16 protein-coding genes are annotated in these 20,546 nt (G+C 61.4%); 10 read left to right on the plus strand and 6 right to left on the minus strand.

Annotated elements, in window-relative coordinates; all coding sequences use genetic code 11:
• The first annotated feature begins 26 nt into the window (after positions 1–26).
• Positions 27–836, plus strand: a complete 810-nt coding sequence (locus tag RMQ97_RS15235; protein WP_413661763.1) for a crotonase/enoyl-CoA hydratase family protein — start codon at positions 27–29, stop codon at positions 834–836.
• A gap of 5 nt (positions 837–841) precedes the next feature.
• On the opposite strand, the gene galE is transcribed toward RMQ97_RS15235, so the two are convergent.
• Positions 842–1,852, minus strand: a complete 1,011-nt coding sequence (galE, locus tag RMQ97_RS15240; RefSeq protein WP_413661764.1) for a UDP-glucose 4-epimerase GalE — start codon at positions 1,850–1,852, stop codon at positions 842–844.
• 313 nt (positions 1,853–2,165) lie between these two features.
• Between galE and RMQ97_RS15245 the strand changes: the two genes are divergently transcribed.
• The 5 genes from RMQ97_RS15245 to RMQ97_RS15265 are packed head-to-tail and all read left to right on the plus strand — an operon-like array spanning position 2,166 to position 7,589.
• Positions 2,166–2,405, plus strand: a complete 240-nt coding sequence (locus RMQ97_RS15245; protein WP_413661765.1) for a hypothetical protein — start codon at positions 2,166–2,168, stop codon at positions 2,403–2,405.
• Positions 2,406–2,441: 36 nt separating this feature from the next.
• Positions 2,442–3,674, plus strand: a complete 1,233-nt coding sequence (locus RMQ97_RS15250; protein WP_413661766.1) for a polysaccharide biosynthesis/export family protein — start codon at positions 2,442–2,444, stop codon at positions 3,672–3,674.
• The gene (locus RMQ97_RS15255) at positions 3,671–5,155 is read left to right on the plus strand and encodes a GumC family protein (protein ID WP_413661767.1); all 1,485 of its coding nucleotides are present in this window, start codon (positions 3,671–3,673) and stop codon (positions 5,153–5,155) included. Before RMQ97_RS15250 ends, RMQ97_RS15255 begins: the two co-directional genes overlap by 4 nt.
• Positions 5,110–6,399: an O-antigen ligase domain-containing protein gene (locus RMQ97_RS15260; RefSeq protein WP_413661768.1), complete on the plus strand. Its 1,290-nt coding sequence runs from the start codon at positions 5,110–5,112 to the stop codon at positions 6,397–6,399. The genes RMQ97_RS15255 and RMQ97_RS15260 overlap by 46 nt, the downstream gene beginning before the upstream one ends.
• On the plus strand, positions 6,396–7,589 hold the full coding sequence (locus tag RMQ97_RS15265; RefSeq protein WP_413661769.1) for a glycosyltransferase family 4 protein: 1,194 nt from the start codon (positions 6,396–6,398) through the stop codon (positions 7,587–7,589). The genes RMQ97_RS15260 and RMQ97_RS15265 overlap by 4 nt, the downstream gene beginning before the upstream one ends.
• Before the next feature lie 82 nt (positions 7,590–7,671).
• Here RMQ97_RS15265 and RMQ97_RS15270 read toward each other — a convergent pair whose 3' ends face one another.
• From RMQ97_RS15270 to RMQ97_RS15280, 3 genes are read right to left on the minus strand one after another with little or no spacing between them, the layout of a single operon-like run.
• Positions 7,672–8,661, minus strand: a complete 990-nt coding sequence (locus RMQ97_RS15270) for a glycosyltransferase family 2 protein (RefSeq protein WP_413661770.1) — start codon at positions 8,659–8,661, stop codon at positions 7,672–7,674.
• Positions 8,661–9,617 carry a glycosyltransferase family 2 protein gene (locus tag RMQ97_RS15275; RefSeq protein WP_413661771.1) on the minus strand — a complete coding sequence of 319 codons (957 nt, stop codon included), beginning with the start codon at positions 9,615–9,617 and terminating at the stop codon, positions 8,661–8,663. Before RMQ97_RS15275 ends, RMQ97_RS15270 begins: the two co-directional genes overlap by 1 nt.
• Complete coding sequence (locus RMQ97_RS15280; protein WP_413661772.1) at positions 9,614–10,897, minus strand: oligosaccharide flippase family protein; 1,284 nt, start codon at positions 10,895–10,897, stop codon at positions 9,614–9,616. The genes RMQ97_RS15275 and RMQ97_RS15280 overlap by 4 nt, the downstream gene beginning before the upstream one ends.
• A gap of 289 nt (positions 10,898–11,186) precedes the next feature.
• On the opposite strand from RMQ97_RS15280, the gene RMQ97_RS15285 reads away from it, so the two are divergent.
• The 3 genes from RMQ97_RS15285 (at position 11,187) to RMQ97_RS15295 (ending at position 16,983) form a co-directional block, all read left to right on the plus strand.
• Entirely contained in the window at positions 11,187–12,599 is a 1,413-nt protein-coding gene (locus tag RMQ97_RS15285) for a sugar transferase (protein WP_413661773.1), read from the plus strand.
• A gap of 206 nt (positions 12,600–12,805) precedes the next feature.
• Positions 12,806–15,505, plus strand: a complete 2,700-nt coding sequence (locus RMQ97_RS15290; protein WP_413661774.1) for a PAS domain S-box protein — start codon at positions 12,806–12,808, stop codon at positions 15,503–15,505.
• A 17-nt stretch (positions 15,506–15,522) separates the two neighbouring features.
• Positions 15,523–16,983: a sigma-54-dependent transcriptional regulator gene (locus tag RMQ97_RS15295; RefSeq protein ID WP_413661775.1), complete on the plus strand. Its 1,461-nt coding sequence runs from the start codon at positions 15,523–15,525 to the stop codon at positions 16,981–16,983.
• Here the strand turns inward: RMQ97_RS15295 and RMQ97_RS15300 are convergent.
• Complete coding sequence (locus tag RMQ97_RS15300; RefSeq protein WP_413661776.1) at positions 16,980–18,119, minus strand: phytase; 1,140 nt, start codon at positions 18,117–18,119, stop codon at positions 16,980–16,982. The two genes, RMQ97_RS15295 and RMQ97_RS15300, sit on opposite strands and share 4 nt — an antisense overlap.
• 192 nt (positions 18,120–18,311) lie before the next feature.
• On the opposite strand from RMQ97_RS15300, the gene RMQ97_RS15305 reads away from it, so the two are divergent.
• On the plus strand, positions 18,312–19,394 hold the full coding sequence (locus tag RMQ97_RS15305) for a DUF2855 family protein (RefSeq protein WP_413661777.1): 1,083 nt from the start codon (positions 18,312–18,314) through the stop codon (positions 19,392–19,394).
• Here RMQ97_RS15305 and RMQ97_RS15310 read toward each other — a convergent pair.
• On the minus strand, positions 19,391–20,546 hold a 1,156-nt coding region (locus tag RMQ97_RS15310), incomplete at its 5' end, for an NAD(P)/FAD-dependent oxidoreductase (RefSeq protein WP_413661778.1). The two genes, RMQ97_RS15305 and RMQ97_RS15310, sit on opposite strands and share 4 nt — an antisense overlap.

Genomic DNA, 20,546 nt, shown 5'->3' on the forward strand with positions numbered 1-20,546 from the left:
AGGTTTTGAAAAAACGGGAGGTCACCATGTCCACTTCACAGCGTTTTCACGACCGGGTTCGTGTCGATATCGCCGACCATATCGCGCGGGTCGTCCTCGATCGTCCCGACAAGCTCAATGCGCTCGACCCCGCCATGTTCAGCGGATTGATCGAGGCCGGAGACTGGATCAAGACCCGGTCCGATATCCGTGTCGTCGTCATGAGCGGTGAAGGCCGGATGTTCAGCGCCGGCCTCGATTTCATGAGCTTTTCGGGAATGGCAGACGGGGATGGCGCGCCTACAGATCTGAGACCGAGAACACATGGCCTGGTCAATACACCTCAGAAGGTCGCCTGGGTCTGGCGGGAACTGGACATTCCGGTGATTGCGGCCGTCCAGGGCGGAGCACTGGGAGGCGGACTTCAGATCATTCTCGGCGCAGACATCAGACTGGTCGCCCCGGACGCCACGCTGTCCATTGCAGAAATCCGTTGGGGTCTGGTGCCAGACATGTCTGGTTGTGCGATTTTGCCGGGCCTGGTGCGCGCGGATGTTCTGGCGGAACTGACCTATACGGGTCGCAATGTCTCGGGCGAGGAGGCCGTCGCTGTAGGTTTGGCGACACGGGTGGAAATAGATCCGCTTGCCGCAGCGGAACAGATGGCAAGGGAGATCGCAAGCAAGAGCCCGTCTGCGATCCGCCACGGCAAGCGGTTGCTGGAGATAGCGTATTCAGCCGACACAGCGGCGATACTGCAGGCCGAATCCGACGCCCAGCAAGCCCTGATCGGGCAGCCGCACCAGGTGGAAGCCGTTATGGCCCAGCTGGAAAAACGTCCGCCCGAATTCAGCTAGTTCTGTCATTCGGCAGCCGACCGGGTTTCGCGCAGAATCTGGGCCTCGTGGGTGTTATGCCAGGCCCAGGCATGGGCAATCATGTCGATCAACTCGTGCCTGGGTTTCCAGTTGAGCACGTCGAAGGCCCGGCTCGCATCAGCATAGAGCGCGGCGGGATCCCCCCGGCGGCGCTCGGACGCCAGGGCCAGAATGCGCTCACCCGTGACTTCATGACAGGTCTGGATGATCTCACGCACGCTGGTTCCCTGTCCGGTCCCCAGATTGGCAACCAGACTCTGTCCGCCCGCCCATAAATGCTCCAACGCCGCGATATGCGCATCTGCCAGGTCCAGCACATGCACGTAATCGCGAATGGCCGTGCCGTCCGGAGTGTCGTAGTCCGTGCCGAAGATTTTCAGCGGACCCCGACGACCCTGCGCCGTTTTCAGAGCCAGCGGGATCAGATGGGTTTCCGGATAGTGCGACTCACCGATCCGGCCTTCCGGGTCCGCTCCCGCCGCATTGAAATAGCGCAATCGGGCCGTCCGCATTCCGGTCTTGCTCTCCTGGGCGGCCAGAACACATTCCGCCATGTATTTGGACTCACCATAAGGGCTTTCCGGTGCAATCGATGTCTCTTCTGTCAATGCGCCACCGGACCCGGAATTTCCGTACACCGCGCAGGTGGATGACAGGATAAAGGCGTCAGCTCCACATTCCGCTGCCATGTCGGCGACACAGGCCGTGCCTCCCAGATTGATGCCCAGAGTCTCTTCCGGATTGCGCATGCTGGCGGCAACATCCGCCTGCGCCGCAAAATGCATGACAGCCTCTGGACGGTAACAATTCATCACCTCGGCCAGGCGCTGGCGATCGCGAACATCGCCCTCTTCAAACGGGCCGAACCGCACAAATTCGCGGTGCCCCGTCGACAGATTATCATATGTGATCGGCATATAGCCGGCTTCAGCCAGTTTCAAACAGGCGTGGGAGCCGACATAACCTGCGCCCCCGGTGACCAGAACTCGTTTCATCTGCACATCCTCCCTTGCTTGCGTGCGATGACTCTGTCCACTCAAGCGGGGGGCCAAGCTGGGGCCAACCACAACCTCTACGGCAAACAACTGAATTATAACTGTTTTTTGGGCCCTTCCCCGGATCGACGCCACACATCGCCGAGACGGGATTGCGAATTGCAATAGCTGTGCTCGCAAAATGCGAGGATGCCCGACCGTTTTGCGAATCGCATTTTGCGGATCGGCCTCGAAGCCCCTGAAAAACAAGGCCTAAGCGCGAATTCCGGTCTGGCAGAGGCCTTGCGACACTCCGATCAAAAGGAGTTTCGCCATGACCCGACACATCACGAACCAATACCGCCTGACAGACCCCGCCCAGCGTCATCGTTTTGACCGGGCCCTGTTTGACTTCCTGCATCGGGCCTTCGAACGCGAGGATGCGCCCACCATCCGGGTTCATAGCCATCAGGAGGCCGGCACGGTCGTTCGTGAGATCGAATGCCGCTGCCCCCGCACAGCAAAAGCCCTGGCACAGCACATCGCATCCGCCCTGCCCGAGGCCCGCGCCTGACAGTCCCTCAGGGAAGCTTGCGCTTAGGAGATCATCATGACGCGCCTGTCCGTACTTGCCTTGTCCCTGCTCGCCGGTGCCTGTGCCACGGCCTTTGAAGAACCCCGCAACACGGTGGATCTGAGAAGCGGAGCGTATATGTCGGCGCGCCAACCCATGCAGCCCGCCGAAGAGACCACACTGTCGGGCCAGGGTCGCTATGGCGATATGGCCCGCTGCACCGATGCCGATCTACCCATGGCGGCTCCGGACAGTCGTTTGATGACCGGGGGCAGCCAGCCGCCTGCACCGCCGCTCTCTCCGGGCGATATGGTCGAGATCCGCCTGCCTGAAGGTGAAGCCTTTGAGGGGCGCTACATCATCGGGCCGGATGGATATCTGGTTCTGCCTCACCTGCGCCCGGTCATGGCCGCTGGCTTTCCGGCGGAAACAGTGGAAGGTCTGATTTCCGCTGCCCTGATCGAAGGCGAATACTATCGCGCCGGTTTTCTCCAGCTCGACCTGGACGTCGTGCACTGGGCCCCGGTGCAGGTTCATGTCAGCGGCGCCGTGTTTCAGCCGGGCGATATGCTGCTGAACGACCAGCCTTCCGACTCCATATTCGTCAATCGGGTCGAGGCCGGCGGCGATGTCGCGACGGGCCGCACTCTGACAACGGCGCTGTCCCGGGCTTCAGGCATTCGTCCCGATGCGGACATCCGCAATGTCGTCGTCGTCCGCGATGGCGCTCGCCGGGTCTATGACGTCTCCGGCGCACTGAATGGTCAGCGGTTTGCGGATCCGGTGCTGGCAGCCGGCGACCAGGTCCACATCCTGTCCCGCGGCTGTTTCCAGGAAGCCCTGGCCCGCCCCTCCCGTGTCACGATGTCGGGTGTGCGTGTGTTCATGTCGAACCTGACCCAGCCCGCCTCATCCAATGCCCAGTCCGCGATCAGCGCCGAGGCTACCAGCCTGCCCTATGGCACCCGCTTCTTGCAGGCGCTGGTATCGGCCAACTGCGTCGGGGGTATTCAAGCCACAAATGCCAATCGCTGGGCGGTGCTGATCTCGCGCAATCCGGTCACCGGCGAAAGCGAAGTCATCGCCCGGTCGATTGAGGGCCTTGTCCGTCGGGCAGACCGGGATGCCTTCAATCCCGTCATGCTGCCCAATGATGCGATCGCCTGCTATGACAGCCACGTCACCAATGTGCGTGACGTCGTCAGCGCCTTCAGCGACATCATCTACCCGGCCGTCAACGTCTCGATCTTGGCGGAGGCGGCCCGATGAACCCGCCCCCCTTCCCCCCCATGGAGGGCCCGCCGGAACCCCGCTCGGGTTCTGGTCGGCACTACACCTCACAGGACCGGGATCGGGACCTGGCTATTGTCCGCCGTCATTGGTGGGGGAAGCTCCTGGTCGGGTTCAACAGGGATGGCCGTATTCTGCGCTATATTCTGGTTCTGGCTCTGGGCCTGATCCTGTTTGGCGGTATCGCCGGGCTGTACTACGTCGCCACACCCAAATCCTACACCAGCGGCTTCACGCTGATCCTGCCGGGCACAGGCCCGGGGGCGAGTGTGAACCTGGAATCGCTGGGCCAGGCAAGCTCTGCATCCTCCTCCCCCTTCTCCAGCCCCAATCTGAGTCCGACACAAAACTACAAACGCCTGTTGATGTCGTTCCGCGTCCGCTCTGCGGCGGCCGAGCTGTCAGGCGTGCCCTTCCCGGACTATCCAGAGGCCCGTATCCGACTGGTCGACATGACCCCGCTGATCTTTGTCGAGATGAGCGGCCCCTCTCCCGAAGCCGCCCAGACCTATGCGCAATCCTTGCTCACCGTGTTCCAGCAGGAACTCGACGCACTGCGCGCAGAGGAGCTGGAGACGCGGGATGAGAGTTTTGAAAACACGCTGGCCGAATATGAAGCCAATGTGCTGCGCACGCGCGAAGCCATCATGGTCTTCCAGGCTGAAAGCGGCCTGGTCTCGCTGGACCAGTTCCAGGCTCTGTTGACGGGCACGGACGGGCTGGAGGACAGCCTGGAGGATGCCCTGGACCAGGCGCGGGCCAAGAACGAACAGGCCGCCCATCTGTCTGAATTGATCGATATTCCCGAAGACATCGCGGCGCATGTTCTGATCCTGCGCGGCGATCCACAGTTTGAAGCCCTGCGCCAGGAACTGGCCAGTATCGCCGCATCCATTGCCGAATATCGCCGCATCTATGGTGCCAACCACCCGGAAATGCGGGCCATGCGGGAAAACCATGCGGGCCTTCTGAGCGCCATGGGGGAACGGGGCGAAGCCCTGCTCGGTGTCGCCGGATATCGCATGCTGCGCCTCGCCGAGATCAATATGGATGAGGAGCGCGCCGGGCTACTGCGTCAACTGGTTCTGGTCGCTGCGGAGGCCGCTGGCAAACGTGCCGAAGCCCAATCACTGCGCAATCGCCTGACCCGCAATCAGGACCGCATCCAGGGTATGTCAGCACAGGCCGCCCGCCTGGACGCCCTGCAACGTGACCACCAGGTCGCAGAGACGGTCTTTGCCTCGGCCCTCGCCCGTTATGACACCGCTCGGTCCGACTTCTACTCATCCTATCCGCTGACCCAGATCCTGGAAGATCCCGGTCTGCCGGAAAAAGCCACCTCTCCGTCCAAGAAAATCGCGGCCCTGGCCGCGGGCGGCGGTTTCTTCTTGTATCTCATGGGAGTGATCTTGTTATGGCTGCGTCTGCCACTGATCCGCGCGCTCTGGAAGATCGTGTAGTCGGCCTCTCCCTGGCCGTGACCTGGCCCTGTTATGCAATCGGTGGATTGTATGTATTGGGGCCGGTTCTTGGGGTCACGCTGACCGGCATCTACCTCTTGCGCGCCTATCTGGCGCCCATGCTGCCCGGCGCCCAGCGCCCACCGGGCATTCCCATCGGCGTGTGGATCTGGATCGCCGGCATGATCGTGATGCTGATCTCGCTGCTGGTTGCCCATTTCGCGAACAATCTGGGGACGGGACAAACCATTAAATCCACGATTGGCTGGGCCAAGGGCTGGGGATTGTTCGCGATGTTTGCCCTGGCCGGGGCCTGCCTGCGCATCAAGTTCGAGACGGTCATCAAGGGCGCGGCGATTACCGGTCTCATCAGCCTGTTACTGACCCCGGCCCTGTTCATGGCGCCCAAGGTCGGTTTGCCCGAAGTCCTGTTTGTCTCCCCCCTCAAGGCCGTGGGCGGACCGGGTCCTGAATTCTTCGCGGTCCAGCTCTACTCCATCAATCCGGGAGACGGCACGGCGCGGTGGCGCTATTTCACTCCGTGGTCTCCCGCTGCGGCCTATATCGGCAATCTCTATCTGATCCTGGCACTGGAAGACAAACGTCCGGTCTGGCGGATCATTGGTGTTGTGTCCGCGCTCGCGATCATTGTTCTGTCCGCCTCCCGACTGGGTCTGGCAGCGGCGATGGCCGTCTGGCCCACAGCGTTCGGTGTCTCCCAGTTGCGCCGGAGCGTTCTGTGGATCTTTGGCTCCATTCCCACATTCGGTATGGCGCTGTTTGCCCAGCCCATCCTGATCAAGGTCAATGACACGCTCGATGCGGTGCGGGGCATGCGCGCCGATTCCAACCGTGTCCGCGAGGCCCTCGGCCGGATCGCAGTTGATCGCTGGCGAACCGAAGCGCCCATGTGGGGACATGGCGTCGTGGAAAACGGACCGCACTATGTGGAATACATGCCCATCGGCAGTCACCACACCTGGTTCGGCCTGCTCTTCATCAAGGGCATAACCGGCGTGTTCGCCTTTGCCATCCCGCTCCTGTGGAGCCTGGCCGAGTTCACCCTGCTCGCCCTGTCCAGCCCCAAGGGACGCGCTGCTCTCGCGATTACCCTTCTGATGGTTTTGTTCACGGTTGGCGAGAACCTGGAAATGCTGATCTACCTGTTCTGGCCGGGCCTGGTCGTTATGGGAATGGCCATGCGCGAAGCCGCCGATCGCCGCACCGAGGAGTTTTCATCATGACCCGTCGCCTGCGCCCGCTCATCACCATCCCGCGCTACTGGCCGCATATGGGCGGCGCGGAATTACACACACGTCGCCTGGCGCAGGAACTCGCCATCGACCATGATCCGCGTGTCGTCCATGTCTGCAGCACGGAATCCACTCCGACCGACTGGGCGTATTCCCGTGTTAAAAACCACCACTTCCGCGACGCTTCCATTGAGGTCCACCAGATCGGTGCCGATGCCCTGCGTCGGCCGGTTCTGAACACTCTCGGATCCTTTGCTCCGCATTCACGACTGGCCCGCGGTCTCTATGCCCGTATTGCCCAGCCCGGGATTGACCGTCAGATCCGGAACCTGTCCCGGACGAGCGATATCGTCCATGCCATCTATAATGGCTTCACCCCCCTGGCCCGCGCCGCGGCACGATCCGGCAAACCCTTTGTATGGACACCGCTCGCCCATACCAGCCTGCCTGAGGGTAAAGGCTGGTCCTCCGCCGGCTTTCGTGCGCTCTATCGCCGGGCCGATGCGTTGATTGCCATGACGGAATACGAGAAAGACTGGCTGACCCAGCAAGGCGCGTGTGCCGACAAGGTATATGTGTGCCCGATGGCGCCCCTGTTTGATGAAGGCACGCCCGATCCGGACGCTTTCCGGGCGCAATGGCATCTGGGTGATGATCCGGTCATTCTGTTTCTCGGTCGGCTGGTTGACAGCAAGGGGTATGATCAGCTGATCGCCGCCCGGCAGGAGATCTGGGCCCGGCATCCGACGGCCCGCATCGTCATGATCGGCCCGGTCGCCACGGCCATCAAACAGCGTATTGATGCGCTGGGAGATGCGCGTCTGGTCGTGACCGGGACCATCAGCGGCGTCGACAAGAAATCAGCCCTGGCCGCATGCGATCTGTTGTGTGTTCCCTCGCGTGAGGAAAGTCTGGGCGTGATCTATCTGGAGGCCTGGTCTTTCGGCAAGCCGGTCGTCGCCTTCGACATGCCGGTCATGCGATCAGTGATCGAGGATGGCAAGGATGGCCTGTTGTGCACGGATGACCCGGCCGATCTGGCGGACAAGGTCTGCGCGCTTCTCTCCTCGCCCAAACGCGCGCGCTCGATGGGATGCCAGGGTCAGGCCAAGGTCGACAGGACCTATAACTGGGCCGAAACCGCGCGTCGCCTCACCAGCGTCTATGACACCCTCACCTGATCCACCGCTTCACCCCGGACACAAAAAGAAAAGGCGCGGGAGCCAGGCTCCCGCGCCAGTTTGTTTGATCCACTGCCTTGGATCAAACAGCGCCTGATGTTTTCAAAATGGCCCGTTCGAGCTGGCCATAGGCTTTCACCGGCAAAAGGTTGAGCGCCGCCGTGGCGCCCAGCGTGGTCAGGGATTTGAGGGGTTCGCGTACCAGCATGACCGGGGCGAGCAGGAAGGCTTTCAGCGTCAGGGCCAGCGCTGTCGATCGGTCCCGCATACGCACCGCACGCCGGGCAAGGTATCGGGTCTCAAAGGCCTCGGCCAGACGCGCCCAGCGACGGGCAAAACCGGGATCCAGGCGCGCGACGGTATCGCGGACACGGCACCAGCTTTCGTATTGCGCATGAATATTGGCAGACAGGCCGCCTGAATTCACGCGATACCGGGTCAGATCGCCGGGCAGCCCCTCGAACACCCACCGCGTGGTAAGGGCGATACGCATCCAGCACTCCACGTCCTCGGACTGGCGCAGGCTTTCTTCAAACCACATCTGCTCGCCGGGACGATGGGACGGTCGCGCGATATCGGCAAAGACTTTGTGTCGGATGACAGGTGTTGACCCGTTGCTGACGGGATTGCGCAGAAAGATGTCGCGTGCCGTGACGTTTTTGAGCTGTGGCGATTGGCGCAGTCCAAGAGAGTGACCGTGCTCGTCGATCAGCAGAGCGCCAGAATAACTGACACCCACATGAGCGTGTTTCTCGAGATGCGCCACATGCCGCTCCAGCTTCTCACGATGCCACAGATCATCGGAATCCAAGAAGGCCAGATAACGCCCCCCTGCATACCGGATACCGGTATTGCGCGCCCCTGCCAGGCCGCGATTCCTCTGACTGATGATCCGGATCCGGGAGTCTCGGACACGGCGGCAGATATCCAGCGAGCTATCCTGCCCTTCATCATCAATGATGAGCAGTTCGAAGTCTTCGAACGTCTGGGACAGAACACTTTCGATCGCCGCGCCGACATAGGCTTCGACATTGTAGACAGGCATGATGACTGTGACAGTGGGGCGACGCATCACATGGTCTCCTTCAATTGGGGCTGAGGACGGGACAAGGCTTGGCTCAGGGCGTTCAGCGACAGACGGCCCAGCGTGAACAGGCACCGCCTGGGTGTTCGCAGCACGAGCAGGGGGTCGGCCCGAAACGCACGGGCGAGATAGCCGCATGTTGTTGCCCACAGCCCGCTCTGGCGCACAGCGCGCCGAGCCTGGTTCAGATAGAAGGCCGCCTCGGCCAGCCGCCAGCTGCCTATTGAACGCTCGGGGCACCAGCGACGAGCCTGACGCATCAGATGGTGCCAGCTCTCTTCGGTCTTGCTGAAGTCTGACGAGCGTGTACCCGCCGCGATCGTGTAGCGGATCAAGGCGCGGTCAATTCCTTCCACCCGCCAGGGCGAGGTCGCGGCCGCTCGTAACAATAACTCCTGGTCTTCGATATGGCTCATCAGCGGATCGAACCCGCCAATCCGGTCGACCAGAGCCGCGCGGACCATCATGTTGGACGTCGTGCAGACCGGGTTCTCGGCCAGCAGATCCGCAACATCGAGAGACGCATGATGCGCCGTCACGCGGCTTTTGCCGTCCGCGCCCTCGACGTCCAGGATGACACGCGAAAAGACGATGCCGGCTTCAGGATGGGCGGCGAAATGACCGGCGCCGGCGCGCAGGCGTTCGGGATGCCACGCGTCATCCGCATCGAGGAAAGCCAGATAGCGACCCCGGGCGGCCAGTATACCGAAGTTACGCGCAGCGGACGGGCCCTGATTGGCCTGACGCAACGGACGAATTCGAGGGTCCCGGGCGGCGGCTTGTTCAACCAGGGCGAGGGTGTGGTCCGTCGAGCCGTCATCAATGATGATCAGCTCCCAACTGCTCAGAGACTGGGCGCGGACGGACTGGATCGCCTGCTCGATCCGGTCGGCGCCATTGAACACAGGGATGATGACAGAGAAGAGTGGCGGATAGTCAGTCATGACCGGGCCTCCTCAAGCGTGATGACACGGGGGGTGGATGATGGCCGGGCGAAATTCCGGCTGACGGGAAGAATGGTGATGGCGGCGAGGGTGGCGCCCGCTGTCAGAGCCAGGCAGGCCGCCTGAAGATCCATCTGAACACCGAGGAACAGGGCGCCCAGGGTCACCGCGGTGACCGAGGCAATCGCCAGACTTTCCATACGGGGCTGTTCAGAAGCGCGCAGCAGCAGGCCGCAACTGTCGGCGAGAACCTTGGCTGGCCCTCCCAGGCACAGGATGACGACCAGCGGCACGGCAAAGGCCCAGTCCTCTCCGAAGATCAGCGGGACATAGATCGGAACGGCCAGGGCCTGGATCAGCAAGACGGCGCACAGACCCAGACCGGCGGTGCGCATGGCCTTGTCAAAGGCCTCCAGCGCCGATCCAGTTTTGCGAGCGGCCTCGCACAGATAGGGGAAGAAGGCGTTGTTGTAGGCGTTGGTCAGGGCGGATGAGAGACCCAGACCCGCATTGAAGGCGAAGTAGTAAATACCCAGAACTTCCAGTCCAAAAACTGCGCTGATGATCAGCTTGTCCAGATGCAGGCGGCTGGCATTCATCATCTCCGTGGCCAGAACGGGCAGGGCAAACCCGGCCAGTGTTCGCGGAGAGGCAAACGCAGCCGTGCGATCGGGACGCCAGGGCCGACCCCACATCACGCCGATCAGCCAGATCGGGGCTGTCAGCAGTTTGGGCAGCACGATCGCCCACGGGCCGAACCCCATGATGGCAAACACAGCGGTCAGGATATTGTCCGTCGACACTTGTGTGGCGTTGACCACAGCCATGCGTTTCATCGCCTGGCGACGATGCAACATCCAACCGTGCACCACGCCCATCGGCATGAACCAGTAGACCCCGCCCAGGCAGAAAATCATCCAGCCGATATCGGCCCGACCCGTTTGTTTGGCGACGAGCCAGGCCACGACCGATTGGGCCAGGAACAGTATGAGCGTGGTCAGCCAGCCCGCCAGATGAGCGGTGCGGCACAGACCCGGCAGATCCTCGGCCTTGGCCGCGATGACGGCTGCCCCCACACCATTCTGATTGAACAGCCGCACCAGTTCGAATGTAGTGATGGCCAGGGCTGCCGCACCGAATTCCAGAGGGGTCAGGTGGCGCGCGAGGAAGACCGCTGCCGCCAGACGACTGATCCGCGCCAGCATTTCGCCACCGGCCAGCCAGCCCACACGGCTCAAGAACGCCTGGATTGCTTTCGATTTAAATGGGGCGCTGAACATGGTCGTCTCCTCGGGTTGGAGACTGTGTTTCAATACGCGAGCCAGTCCGGCGCAGACGGGACAAAACACTGAAAAAGAACGATTATTTGTTCGAACGCCCAATGACGAGACGAGCCAAATTTGCGTTTCGCGACTTGCTTATTGCAAAACGCAATGAACTCCCTTGCAAAGCCGGAATGAGACCCACGCGCTCGCGGTGAACAAGAGGCTAAGTAATTGTTTTTATTACCTTCGAGAAACTGGCCGCATTCCTGAAAGACAGTCGACAGAAACCACACAGGAGTGAGCCATGCTGGATTTTCAGGCCCAGACCGATCACCAGCCCATCGCGATCGATTACACGCCGACACTAACGGACACGCCCGCCCTCGCCGCACGCCCGGTGATGCGGACCAATCCGGACAAATTGCCGTTTGAAACCCGCCGCGTCCTCGACATTGATGTTATTGATGCCCAACCGCGCAAACTGGTTCACTGGATCCAGGCACGTGCGCGCACGCGCTCATCGCTTCGTTTGGCCTGGGTTACGGCACACCAGGCTCGCCGTATTCCCGGAAGCTGGCAGGACATCCGGGCGATCCAGCATTTCGATGCCCTGATCGCTGACGGACACACCATGCAGGCAGCCGCCCGCCTGGGCAGAGCCAAACTTGGCGCGAATACATCCTTCGCACCCTTGTTCATGCCGCTGTGCCGCGCCTTGGCCGAGGATGGTCAGCGCCTCTTCATTGTGGGCGGCCAACCGGGCGAAGCTCCGGAACTGGCCAATCGACTGAAGCGCATGATGCCGCGTCTTCGGATTGCCGGTACGCACCCGGCCGGCTTCCAGCAGGCCGCCGATGGCCGTGTCGCCGCACGCATTCGGCGATCGAAGGCCAATCTTGTCATCCTGGCCGGTCGCAATCCGGAACAGGACCAACGCCTGTCCGAACTGGCTCAGCACCTGGACACGCTTGTTGTCCTGCGGATTGGCGCTCTGCCTCCGCTGCAAGCAGTCACCTCCGCTCAAACCACCGAGGGTCTTGCGTCTGCCTCCGTATCCCGTCTGGAGAAAACAGTTGCAGCCTGGGCGGCCGGACGCTCGGCCCGGGGGGCAGCCGTCAGCCGCGTCCTCAAACGTGCGCTGGATGTGAGCATCGCCAGCCTGGCAGTGGCCGGCCTGTCTCCCTTGATGATCGGCACCGCCTTGGCCATTCGGCTGGAAAGCCGCGGCCCGGCCCTTTTCCGTCAGACCCGTACCGGTGAAAATGGCAAACCCTTCACCATGTACAAATTCCGCTCCATGCATACCGATGCCGAGGCGCGACTGGCCGCGCTGATGAAGGAAAACGACAGAAATGACGGCGTAACATTCAAGCTGCGCCAGGACCCGCGCATCACCCGGATCGGGCATTTCATCCGTAAATTCTCGATCGACGAATTGCCCCAGCTGCTCAACGTCATCAAGGGCGATATGTCTCTCGTTGGCCCGCGCCCTGCTCTGCCGCGTGAAGTCGACCTTTATTCCGACCATGACAAGGGCCGCCTGTCAGGCAAGCCCGGCATCACCGGTATCTGGCAGGTCAGCGGGCGTGCCGATATTCCTTTCCAGAAAATGGTGGAGATGGATATCGATTATCTGAAAACACGCACGATCTGGACGGATATCATGCTGCTCGCCCGGACACCGCTCGCCGTTCTGGCCGCAAAAGGAGCCTACTAGGCCGCCGCACTATTCTTCACCATGCAACAAAACGTGTCTTGCATTATGCGATGAAATCCGTCGCATAATGCATTCATGTTGCAATTCGCGAAATCGATTCGAACCCAGCCGCTTGCGCAATCGCTTGATTTGATGCGCCTGGAGACCGTTTTCGCAATCTGGCCCATGCCTTGCCTCGCATTCGGCGAGACACACAGGACTTTGGCATGGCCCGCAAACTCACTTTCAACCGCCCCCAGCGCTCGGATGAGGCGCTGATTATGGGAACACACGACCAGCACGCTCTGGACGAAGAGGCGGCCCTGCGCGCAGCCCTTCTCAATTCGGCTCTGGATTGCATCGTCATCCTGGACGCAGACGGCAAGGTCATCGAACTCAATGCGGCGGCAGAGGAAACCTTTGGCTATCCGCGGCATGAAGTCATCGGCCGCGAAATGGCGGAACTGTTCATTCCACATAAACTGCGTGATGCGCATCGGGCCGGAATGGCGCGTTACCTGGCGACCGGAGAAGCCGCAGTCATCGGCAAACGCATCGAGGTCCCAGCCCTTCATGCGGATGGGCGCGAGCTCTTGGTCGAACTGGCCGTGTCGGCGGTGCATCTGGACAGCGGTACTTTTTTCACCGCCTATCTGCGTGACATCACGGAAGTGCGTGCCAAGGAAGCCGCGCTCAAAGCCTCCGAACAACGCTATCAGGATTTGTTCGAGCGTTCGGGCGATGCAATCTTTGTCCACCGCCTCGATGGCGAGATCGTGGATGTCAATGTTCGTGCAGAGGAGTTGACCGGTCGGGCGCGCGACCAGCTTGTGGGTCGACACATCAAGACGCTCCACCCTAAATCCGACCATGCCAAGGCCAAACAAGCCGTGACATCAGTTCTGTCCAAGGGCCATACCCGGATGGAAATCGCCTTCCTCAATGCCAAGGGGAAACCCATCCAGACCGAGGTGAATGCACGCGCCTTTGAAAGCAATGGGGAGACCCTGGTGCATGGCGTGGTCCGGGACATGTCGCGCGAACGGCGCGCAGATCGCGAGCGTCAGCGTTACCAGCATCTGCTGGCCTCGGCCGAGAATATTGCGGACATGGGTAGCTGGGAATGGTCTTCCGTGACCGGCGAACTCCTGTGGTCGGAGAGCGCAAAACTGATCCTGGGCCTGCCCGATATCGATCATATCACACTCAAACGCTATCTCTCCCACGTTCATCCGGATGATCGTCTCACCGTGATCGAAGGCATGCGCGACGCTGCGCGAGGCGAAGGCCGGGCCCAGATCGAGCACCGGGCGCATGATCGCAACGGAGAAGAGCTCTACATTCAGGTCCGCTGCGAACCGCAACCCATCGAGGGCGGGGTCCGTCTTGTCGGAACGATCCAGGACCTGACCCCGGTTCGCGATTCAGAAAATGCCTTGCGGGACGCCAAGGATCAGGCCGAGAAGGCCAGCCAGGCCAAATCTGAGTTTCTGGCCAATATGAGCCATGAGATGCGCACGCCGCTCAACGGAGTCATCGGGCCGCTGAGCCTGCTTGATCGCGGTGCGCTGAGCGCCCGTCAAAGCGAGCTGGTCGACATGGCCGAACGCTCGGCGGAAAGCCTGCTGACCCTGATCGACGAAATCCTCGACATTAGCCATATCGAGTCTGGCCATTTCGAACTGAAGAACCAGCCCTATTCTCCCGCTGCACTCATGGCCCAGGTCCAAGAGATCTTCACGGCGCCAGCTGTCGAGAAAGGCCTGGGACTGAGCGTGGAACACCTTGATCTGCCCGAACGCATTATGGGGGATGAAGGCCGGGTCCGGCAGGTCCTCTTCAACCTGGTCGGCAATGCTGTGAAATATACAGAGCGAGGCCAGATCAAGGTGACGGCCCGCCGCACGATGACCGGAAAGGTCATGCTGGAAGTGGCCGACACCGGCCCCGGCATTCCTGAAGACCTCACACCGCGCCTGTTCAATCGTTTCGAGCAGGCCGATGCCCGTGAGGGTGGCGCCATCAAGGGCGTCGGTCTGGGTCTGGCCATCTGCCGGGAACTGGTCGAACGCATGGATGGCCGGATCGGGGTCGACAGTCAGCCCGGCGAAGGCGCGCGTTTCTGGGTCTCGCTGCCTCTCAATGAGGCTCCTCGGGCCTCGAGTACACGCGACAACCCGGGGGAGAACAAGAACATCGCCCTGCATGGCCGCGTCCTGATGGCGGAAGACAGCTCAACAAATGCCGCTGTTGCAACAGCCATGCTCAATCGACTGGGTTTGAAGCCCGATGTGGTCGGCGATGGGGCCGCTGCCGTACAGGCCGTGGAACTAACGGACTATGACCTGATCATCATGGATGTGGGAATGCCCGTCATGGACGGGCTGGAAGCCGCTCAACTGATCCGACAGTCCGGCCATGCCATGCCGATCATTGCGCTGACCGCCCACGCCCTGCCCGAAAACAGGACCCAGACCGACGCCGCCGGGATGAATGGATTCCTGACCAAACCGATCCGGATGCCCGACCTGCAGGCCGAATTGTCAAAATGGCTGGAAACGGGGTCGGCGTCCAACCTCCCTGTGATCGACGAAACCCAGCAGGCCGAGCAATGGGGCAATGACCTGTCAGGCTATGGATTTGTCGCCGATATTTTCCTACAGGAGCTGCAGACCCGGATGGAGAGCATCACCAGCGCGCGCGAAACCGGGGACGACAAACGCCTGATCCACGAAACCCATGCCATCAAGGGCGGTGCCGCCAATGTGGCCGCTGCCGCCCTGTGTGATGTCGCTGCGGATCTGGAACTGCGCCTGCGTGGCGGCACACGCCTCGCTGACCTTGAACAAGCCTTCAGCCTCCTTGAATACGAAGCCCGTCGCTTCAAGGCCGCAGCCCGTCCCGTCACCAATCGTACAACGCATTAACGCCTGCAGGAGTTTCCATGTCCCTCGGCCGCATTCTGATCATCGAAGACAGCCCATCGCTGGCCCGGACCTATGAAGCCCAGCTTCGCAATGAGGCTGCCGCAATCGAAGTCGCCATTGATGGGGCCGCTGGCGAGCGGGCAATGGGCGGTCTGCCTCCTGATTGTGTCCTGCTGGACCTGCATCTGCCCGACGCCAATGGCATGGACATGCTGCGTGACTGGCGTGCACGCGATGTCGGCGTTCCTGTCGTGGTGATCACGGCCAATGGCTCGATCAATGTCGCAGTCGAAGCCATGCAAGTGGGCGCCACGGACTTTCTGGTCAAACCCTTCGGCGCGGAACGCCTCATCACCACGGTTCGCAATGCCATCGAAAAAGCCCAGCTGACCCGGACGGTCAAGGCGCTGGAGAAAACCCATTCGCGCAAGGGCTATGCCGATTTCGTGGGGTCATCCCTGCCCATGCAGGCCGTCTACAAGGTCCTCGAAACCGCCTCCCCGACCAATGCATCGGTCATGATCACGGGAGAGACCGGCACCGGCAAGGAATTGGCCGCACGCGCCATTCATGACGGCAGCGCTCGCGCCGGACGGGCCTTTGTGGCGATCAATTGCGGTGCCATTCCCAAGGATCTCATTGAAAGCGAGCTATTTGGCCATATCAAGGGGGCCTTCACCGGTGCCACGTCGGACCGCGCCGGCGCGGCCGAGCTGGCCAATGGCGGGACCCTGTTCCTGGACGAACTGGGCGAAATGCCGATTGATCTTCAACCCAAACTGCTACGCTTTTTGCAGACAGGATCCTATTCACGCGTGGGCGAGGGTCGTCTGCGACAGACAGATATCCGCATCATCGCCGCGACGAATCGAGAGCCCTGGGCCGCCGTTCAGAAGGGTTTGATCCGCGAGGATCTCTATTTCCGGCTGAATGTGATCCCGGTCGAACTCCCGCCCCTACGCGAACGCAGCAGCGATATCCTCACTCTGGCCGAGACTTTTCTCGAACGCTATTGCCAAGAGGAAGGGCGCGATGTCCTGGAGCTGGGCTCGGACGCCCGACAGGCCCTGCTCACTCACAGCTGGCCCGGAAATGTGCGCGAGCTGGAAAACCTGATGCGCCGCCTGTCCGTACTCATCGAGGCCGGGCCGATCGAGGCGGCTCAGCTCAACCTGACCCCCGTCGGTGCGACCCCACACACTCCGCCTGCGCACGCAACGGCCCAGTCCCCGAACCCTGCACCCCAGATGATGCCCGCTCCAGGAGATATGCAGGCGCAGACCAGTCCAGCCCTTTACACGCCGCCCGAGATCCGGATCGAACCCCTCTGGATGACCGAAAAGCGTGCCATCGAGCAGGCCATTGCCTTGTGCCGCAATAACATCTCAGAAGCGGCCAAACAGTTGGGTATTGCCCCGTCAACGATCTATCGCAAACGGGAACAATGGACCCAGCTCATGGAAAAGGCAGCCAGCTAGTCCTCAAGGCCCAGCGCGTCGCGAACATTGGCCCAAGACACGTATTTGAAATTCTGGTTCTCAACTGCACCGTCGGCGTCATAATTGAAACCATCCTGCACGACGAGCAGACCCGCCGGATAGTCCGGGCCCAACGGCACTGCCGTCACGTCCAGCCCGTCGGTTTCTTCCGCACCGTCCAACGCGCCATCAGCGATCACAAACGTCCCGCGCCAGGCATTCGGGGCAGCACGGTCGTAAACCGTGTAGGCATTATTGCCTTGGCTTGAGGCAATCAGATAGCCGCGTGTGGTGTCCTCGGCATCCGGGATGTAAAGCGAGAGCCCCTCCACATCCGCGGACAGATATCCACCCGTCTCCTGCCACAGACCGGTCCGGTCCACGAGATCGCGCGCTTCGCCTGCATCCGGCTCGGCCTGATACCGCCAGATGCCGTATTCCTCCTCGCCAATAAAGAGGACGCCGGTCGCGTCATCGGCAACACAGCCCTCGGTCTGGCCTCCAACTTCGAACTGACGGACAAGTTCACCCTGGATCTGACCCGTCTGCGTCACGTCAAGACGCCATTGGGCAAAACGGCCGTCCTTGTCGTTGGCGATGACGTATTGATCCCCGGTCACCGCACTTTCGTACTGGCAGAGCCCATAGGGGTCACCGAACATGTCCGCCGGGATCCGTGCGGCCAGAATGTCGAGCAGCTCCCCCGTTTGCGTATCCAGGCGAAACACATCGATCTGATGGTCTGTTCGATTGGTGGCCGCGGCGATCACGACCGCTTCGCCGGCAATCTCGACCGTGCGGACATCCACATTATTGAGCCGGCCGGCATCACGCCGCGACAGGACGGCGCCGGACAGATCATGCACCATCAAGCCGCGTCGCTTGTTGGTGGTGATAACCAGGCTGGCTTGCGGGTCCTCCGGATTGACCCAGATCGCCGGATCGTCCGCGGCATCATCATCATCCGGCACCGGCACGGTTTCGGTCGTCGCGGTCACGGTCACGGCGTAGTCAGGGTGCGGTTCCGCTTCCTCGCTCGGCTCGGCGATAAACACGTCCCCGACGGAACAGCCGGCCAGGGCCAGACCGGAAACGGTCACAAACGCCCAGGCGGTCGGATTTTTGAACATGGTCATGGTGTGCCCCTCAGCAAGTCTCATCCGCTGTTAACGCGATTTCACAGCGCGGTCTTGTGAAACGGTTGTCACACTTGCTCAACGCGTTCAAACGCCAACCTGCAAGGCGAGACTTGATCCGTTCGTGCGGCAGGGAGAAGCTGTGCAAACACAGGACGGTCGGATAGAGGCCGGATAAACGGGAGGTTGCTCATGAACTGGGCCTTGTCCATCGACAAACACACGATCAGCGACGCAAAGCGTGTTGAAGAACCGGAACGCCAGCTGGAAGACGGTGAGGTTCGCCTGCGCGTGGATCGCTTCGCGCTGACGGCCAATAATGTCACCTATGCCGCTTTTGGCGAGGTGATGCGGTATTGGGAATTCTTCCCAGGGTCAGACGGGCGCGGTCGCCTGCCAGTCTGGGGGTTTGCCGATGTCGCAGACAGCCGATGTGAGGGGGTCGAGCCGGGTGAACGTGTGTATGGCTATTTTCCCGCCGCGAGTGAACTGATTGTCAAACCGGGGCGCGTCCGACCGGACAGCTTCGTGGATGACGCTGCACACCGGGCCGAACTAGCGGCAGTCTATAATCGCTATGTCCGCTGCGCGGCTGATCCGTCCTGGTCGGCGGATCTTGAACCGGCCCAGATGGTGCTGAAACCGTTGTTTGTCACAGCCTTCCTGCTGGATGTCTTCCTGCGAGAAGATGGCGCGGATGACGCCGACACCATCATCCTGACCTCTGCCTCGTCCAAAACTGCCATTGCCCTGGCCGCCTTGCTTCAGGCCAGCCCGATGGGCAAGACCCGTGTCCTGGGGCTGACCAGCAGCGGGAATGCCTCATTCGTGGATGGTCTGGGTCTCTATGATGAGGTTGTTCTGTACGACGTGATCGAAACCCTTGGACAGGATCGTCGGTACTGCATTGTCGATTTCGCGGGCAATGGCGAGGTGAATCGCCGCCTACACACCCGGTTGGAGACCGTGCTGACGGCGAATATCCGGGTGGGTGGTGCCCATTGGGACAATAGCGCACCGGTGGCGGATCTGCCCGGAGTGAAACCACAATTCTTCTTCGCACCGGACCACGCCAAGGCCCGTGCCCAGGCGTGGGGGCCCGTCGCGTTCGAACAACGCTATGCCGACGCCTGGTCCAACTTTGCCAATCGTTCAAACGAGATGTTCGAGTTTCGCGAACACCCGGGCGCAGACGGCGCCCTCACTGTCTATAACGCTCTGGTCGCCGGAGGATTTCCTGCGCGCTATGGCGAGACCATCCGGGTAGCCGGTTAATGCCCACCTGACCCTTGCTCTGCGGCAGCCTGGGCTGCCGCAGCAGCACTGGCCCAGGCCCACTGGAAATTATATCCGCCCAGCCACCCGGTGACATCGACACATTCACCGATGAAATAGAGTCCGGGCTGGCGTTGGCTCTCCATTGTCTTGGAGGACAGCTCCCGGGTATCCACCCCACCGACGGTCACTTCCGCAGTCCGCCAGCCTTCTGTGCCGGCGGGCTTGACGGTCCAGTTCGCCATTTTCTCGGCCCATGCGTCCAGACTCCGGGTCGATTGCTCCGCCAGCTTCCCTCCGTGCGGGATATCCCCGCGCTCTGTGAGCATATCAACCAGACGTCGGGGCCAGATATCGTCCAGCACGGATGTGAGACTGCGTCCGCCATGTCGGGATTTGAGCTGTGCCAACCGGTCCCGAGCCCCGGCCTGCCCCCAGAGATTGATATGGAGGGCCTCGCCCGGCTGCCAGTAGGATGAAGCCTGGAGCATGGCCGGTCCGGACAGTCCGCGATGCGTGAAGAGCAGGGCTTCGGTGAATTCCGGGCCACTCGCCCGGGCCCGCACCTCACAACTCACACCGGATATCGCGGCGAAGAGAGCCTGATCTGCCCCCGTAAAGGTGAACGGGACCAGCGCCGCACGCGGCTCGATAATTCTATGTCCAAACTGCCGGGCCAGATCATAGGCCAGCCCCGTTGCCCCCATTTTGGGAATGGACAGCCCTCCTGTCGCCACGACCACCCGGCGACCCAGAACACGTCCTTTTGACGTCTGGAGCCCGAATGCATTGGCCTGGGTTTCCAGAGACTCACAACTCGTTTCCAGGTGAAGTTCGACACCGCCGCGCTCGGCCTCGTCGAGCAACATCTGGATAATGGCTCTCGACTTCTGGTCACAGAACAGCTGCCCCAGTGTTTTTTCATGCCAGCTCAGTCCGTGCCGGACCATGAGATCCATGAAATCCCACGGCGTATAGCGTGCCAGTGCGGATTTCGCGAAGTGCGGATTTTCGCTGATATAGGCGGTGGGACGGGTTTCCAGATTGGTGAAATTACACCGCCCGCCCCCGGAGATCCGAACCTTCTCGGCGGGTTTGCGGGCATGGTCGATCAGCAGAACCGACAGGCCTGCCTGACCGGCACGCGCAGCG

Origin of the sequence: Maricaulis sp. D1M11, assembly GCF_047308265.1 — a bacterium.
Classification (GTDB): Bacteria; Pseudomonadota; Alphaproteobacteria; order Caulobacterales; family Maricaulaceae; genus Maricaulis.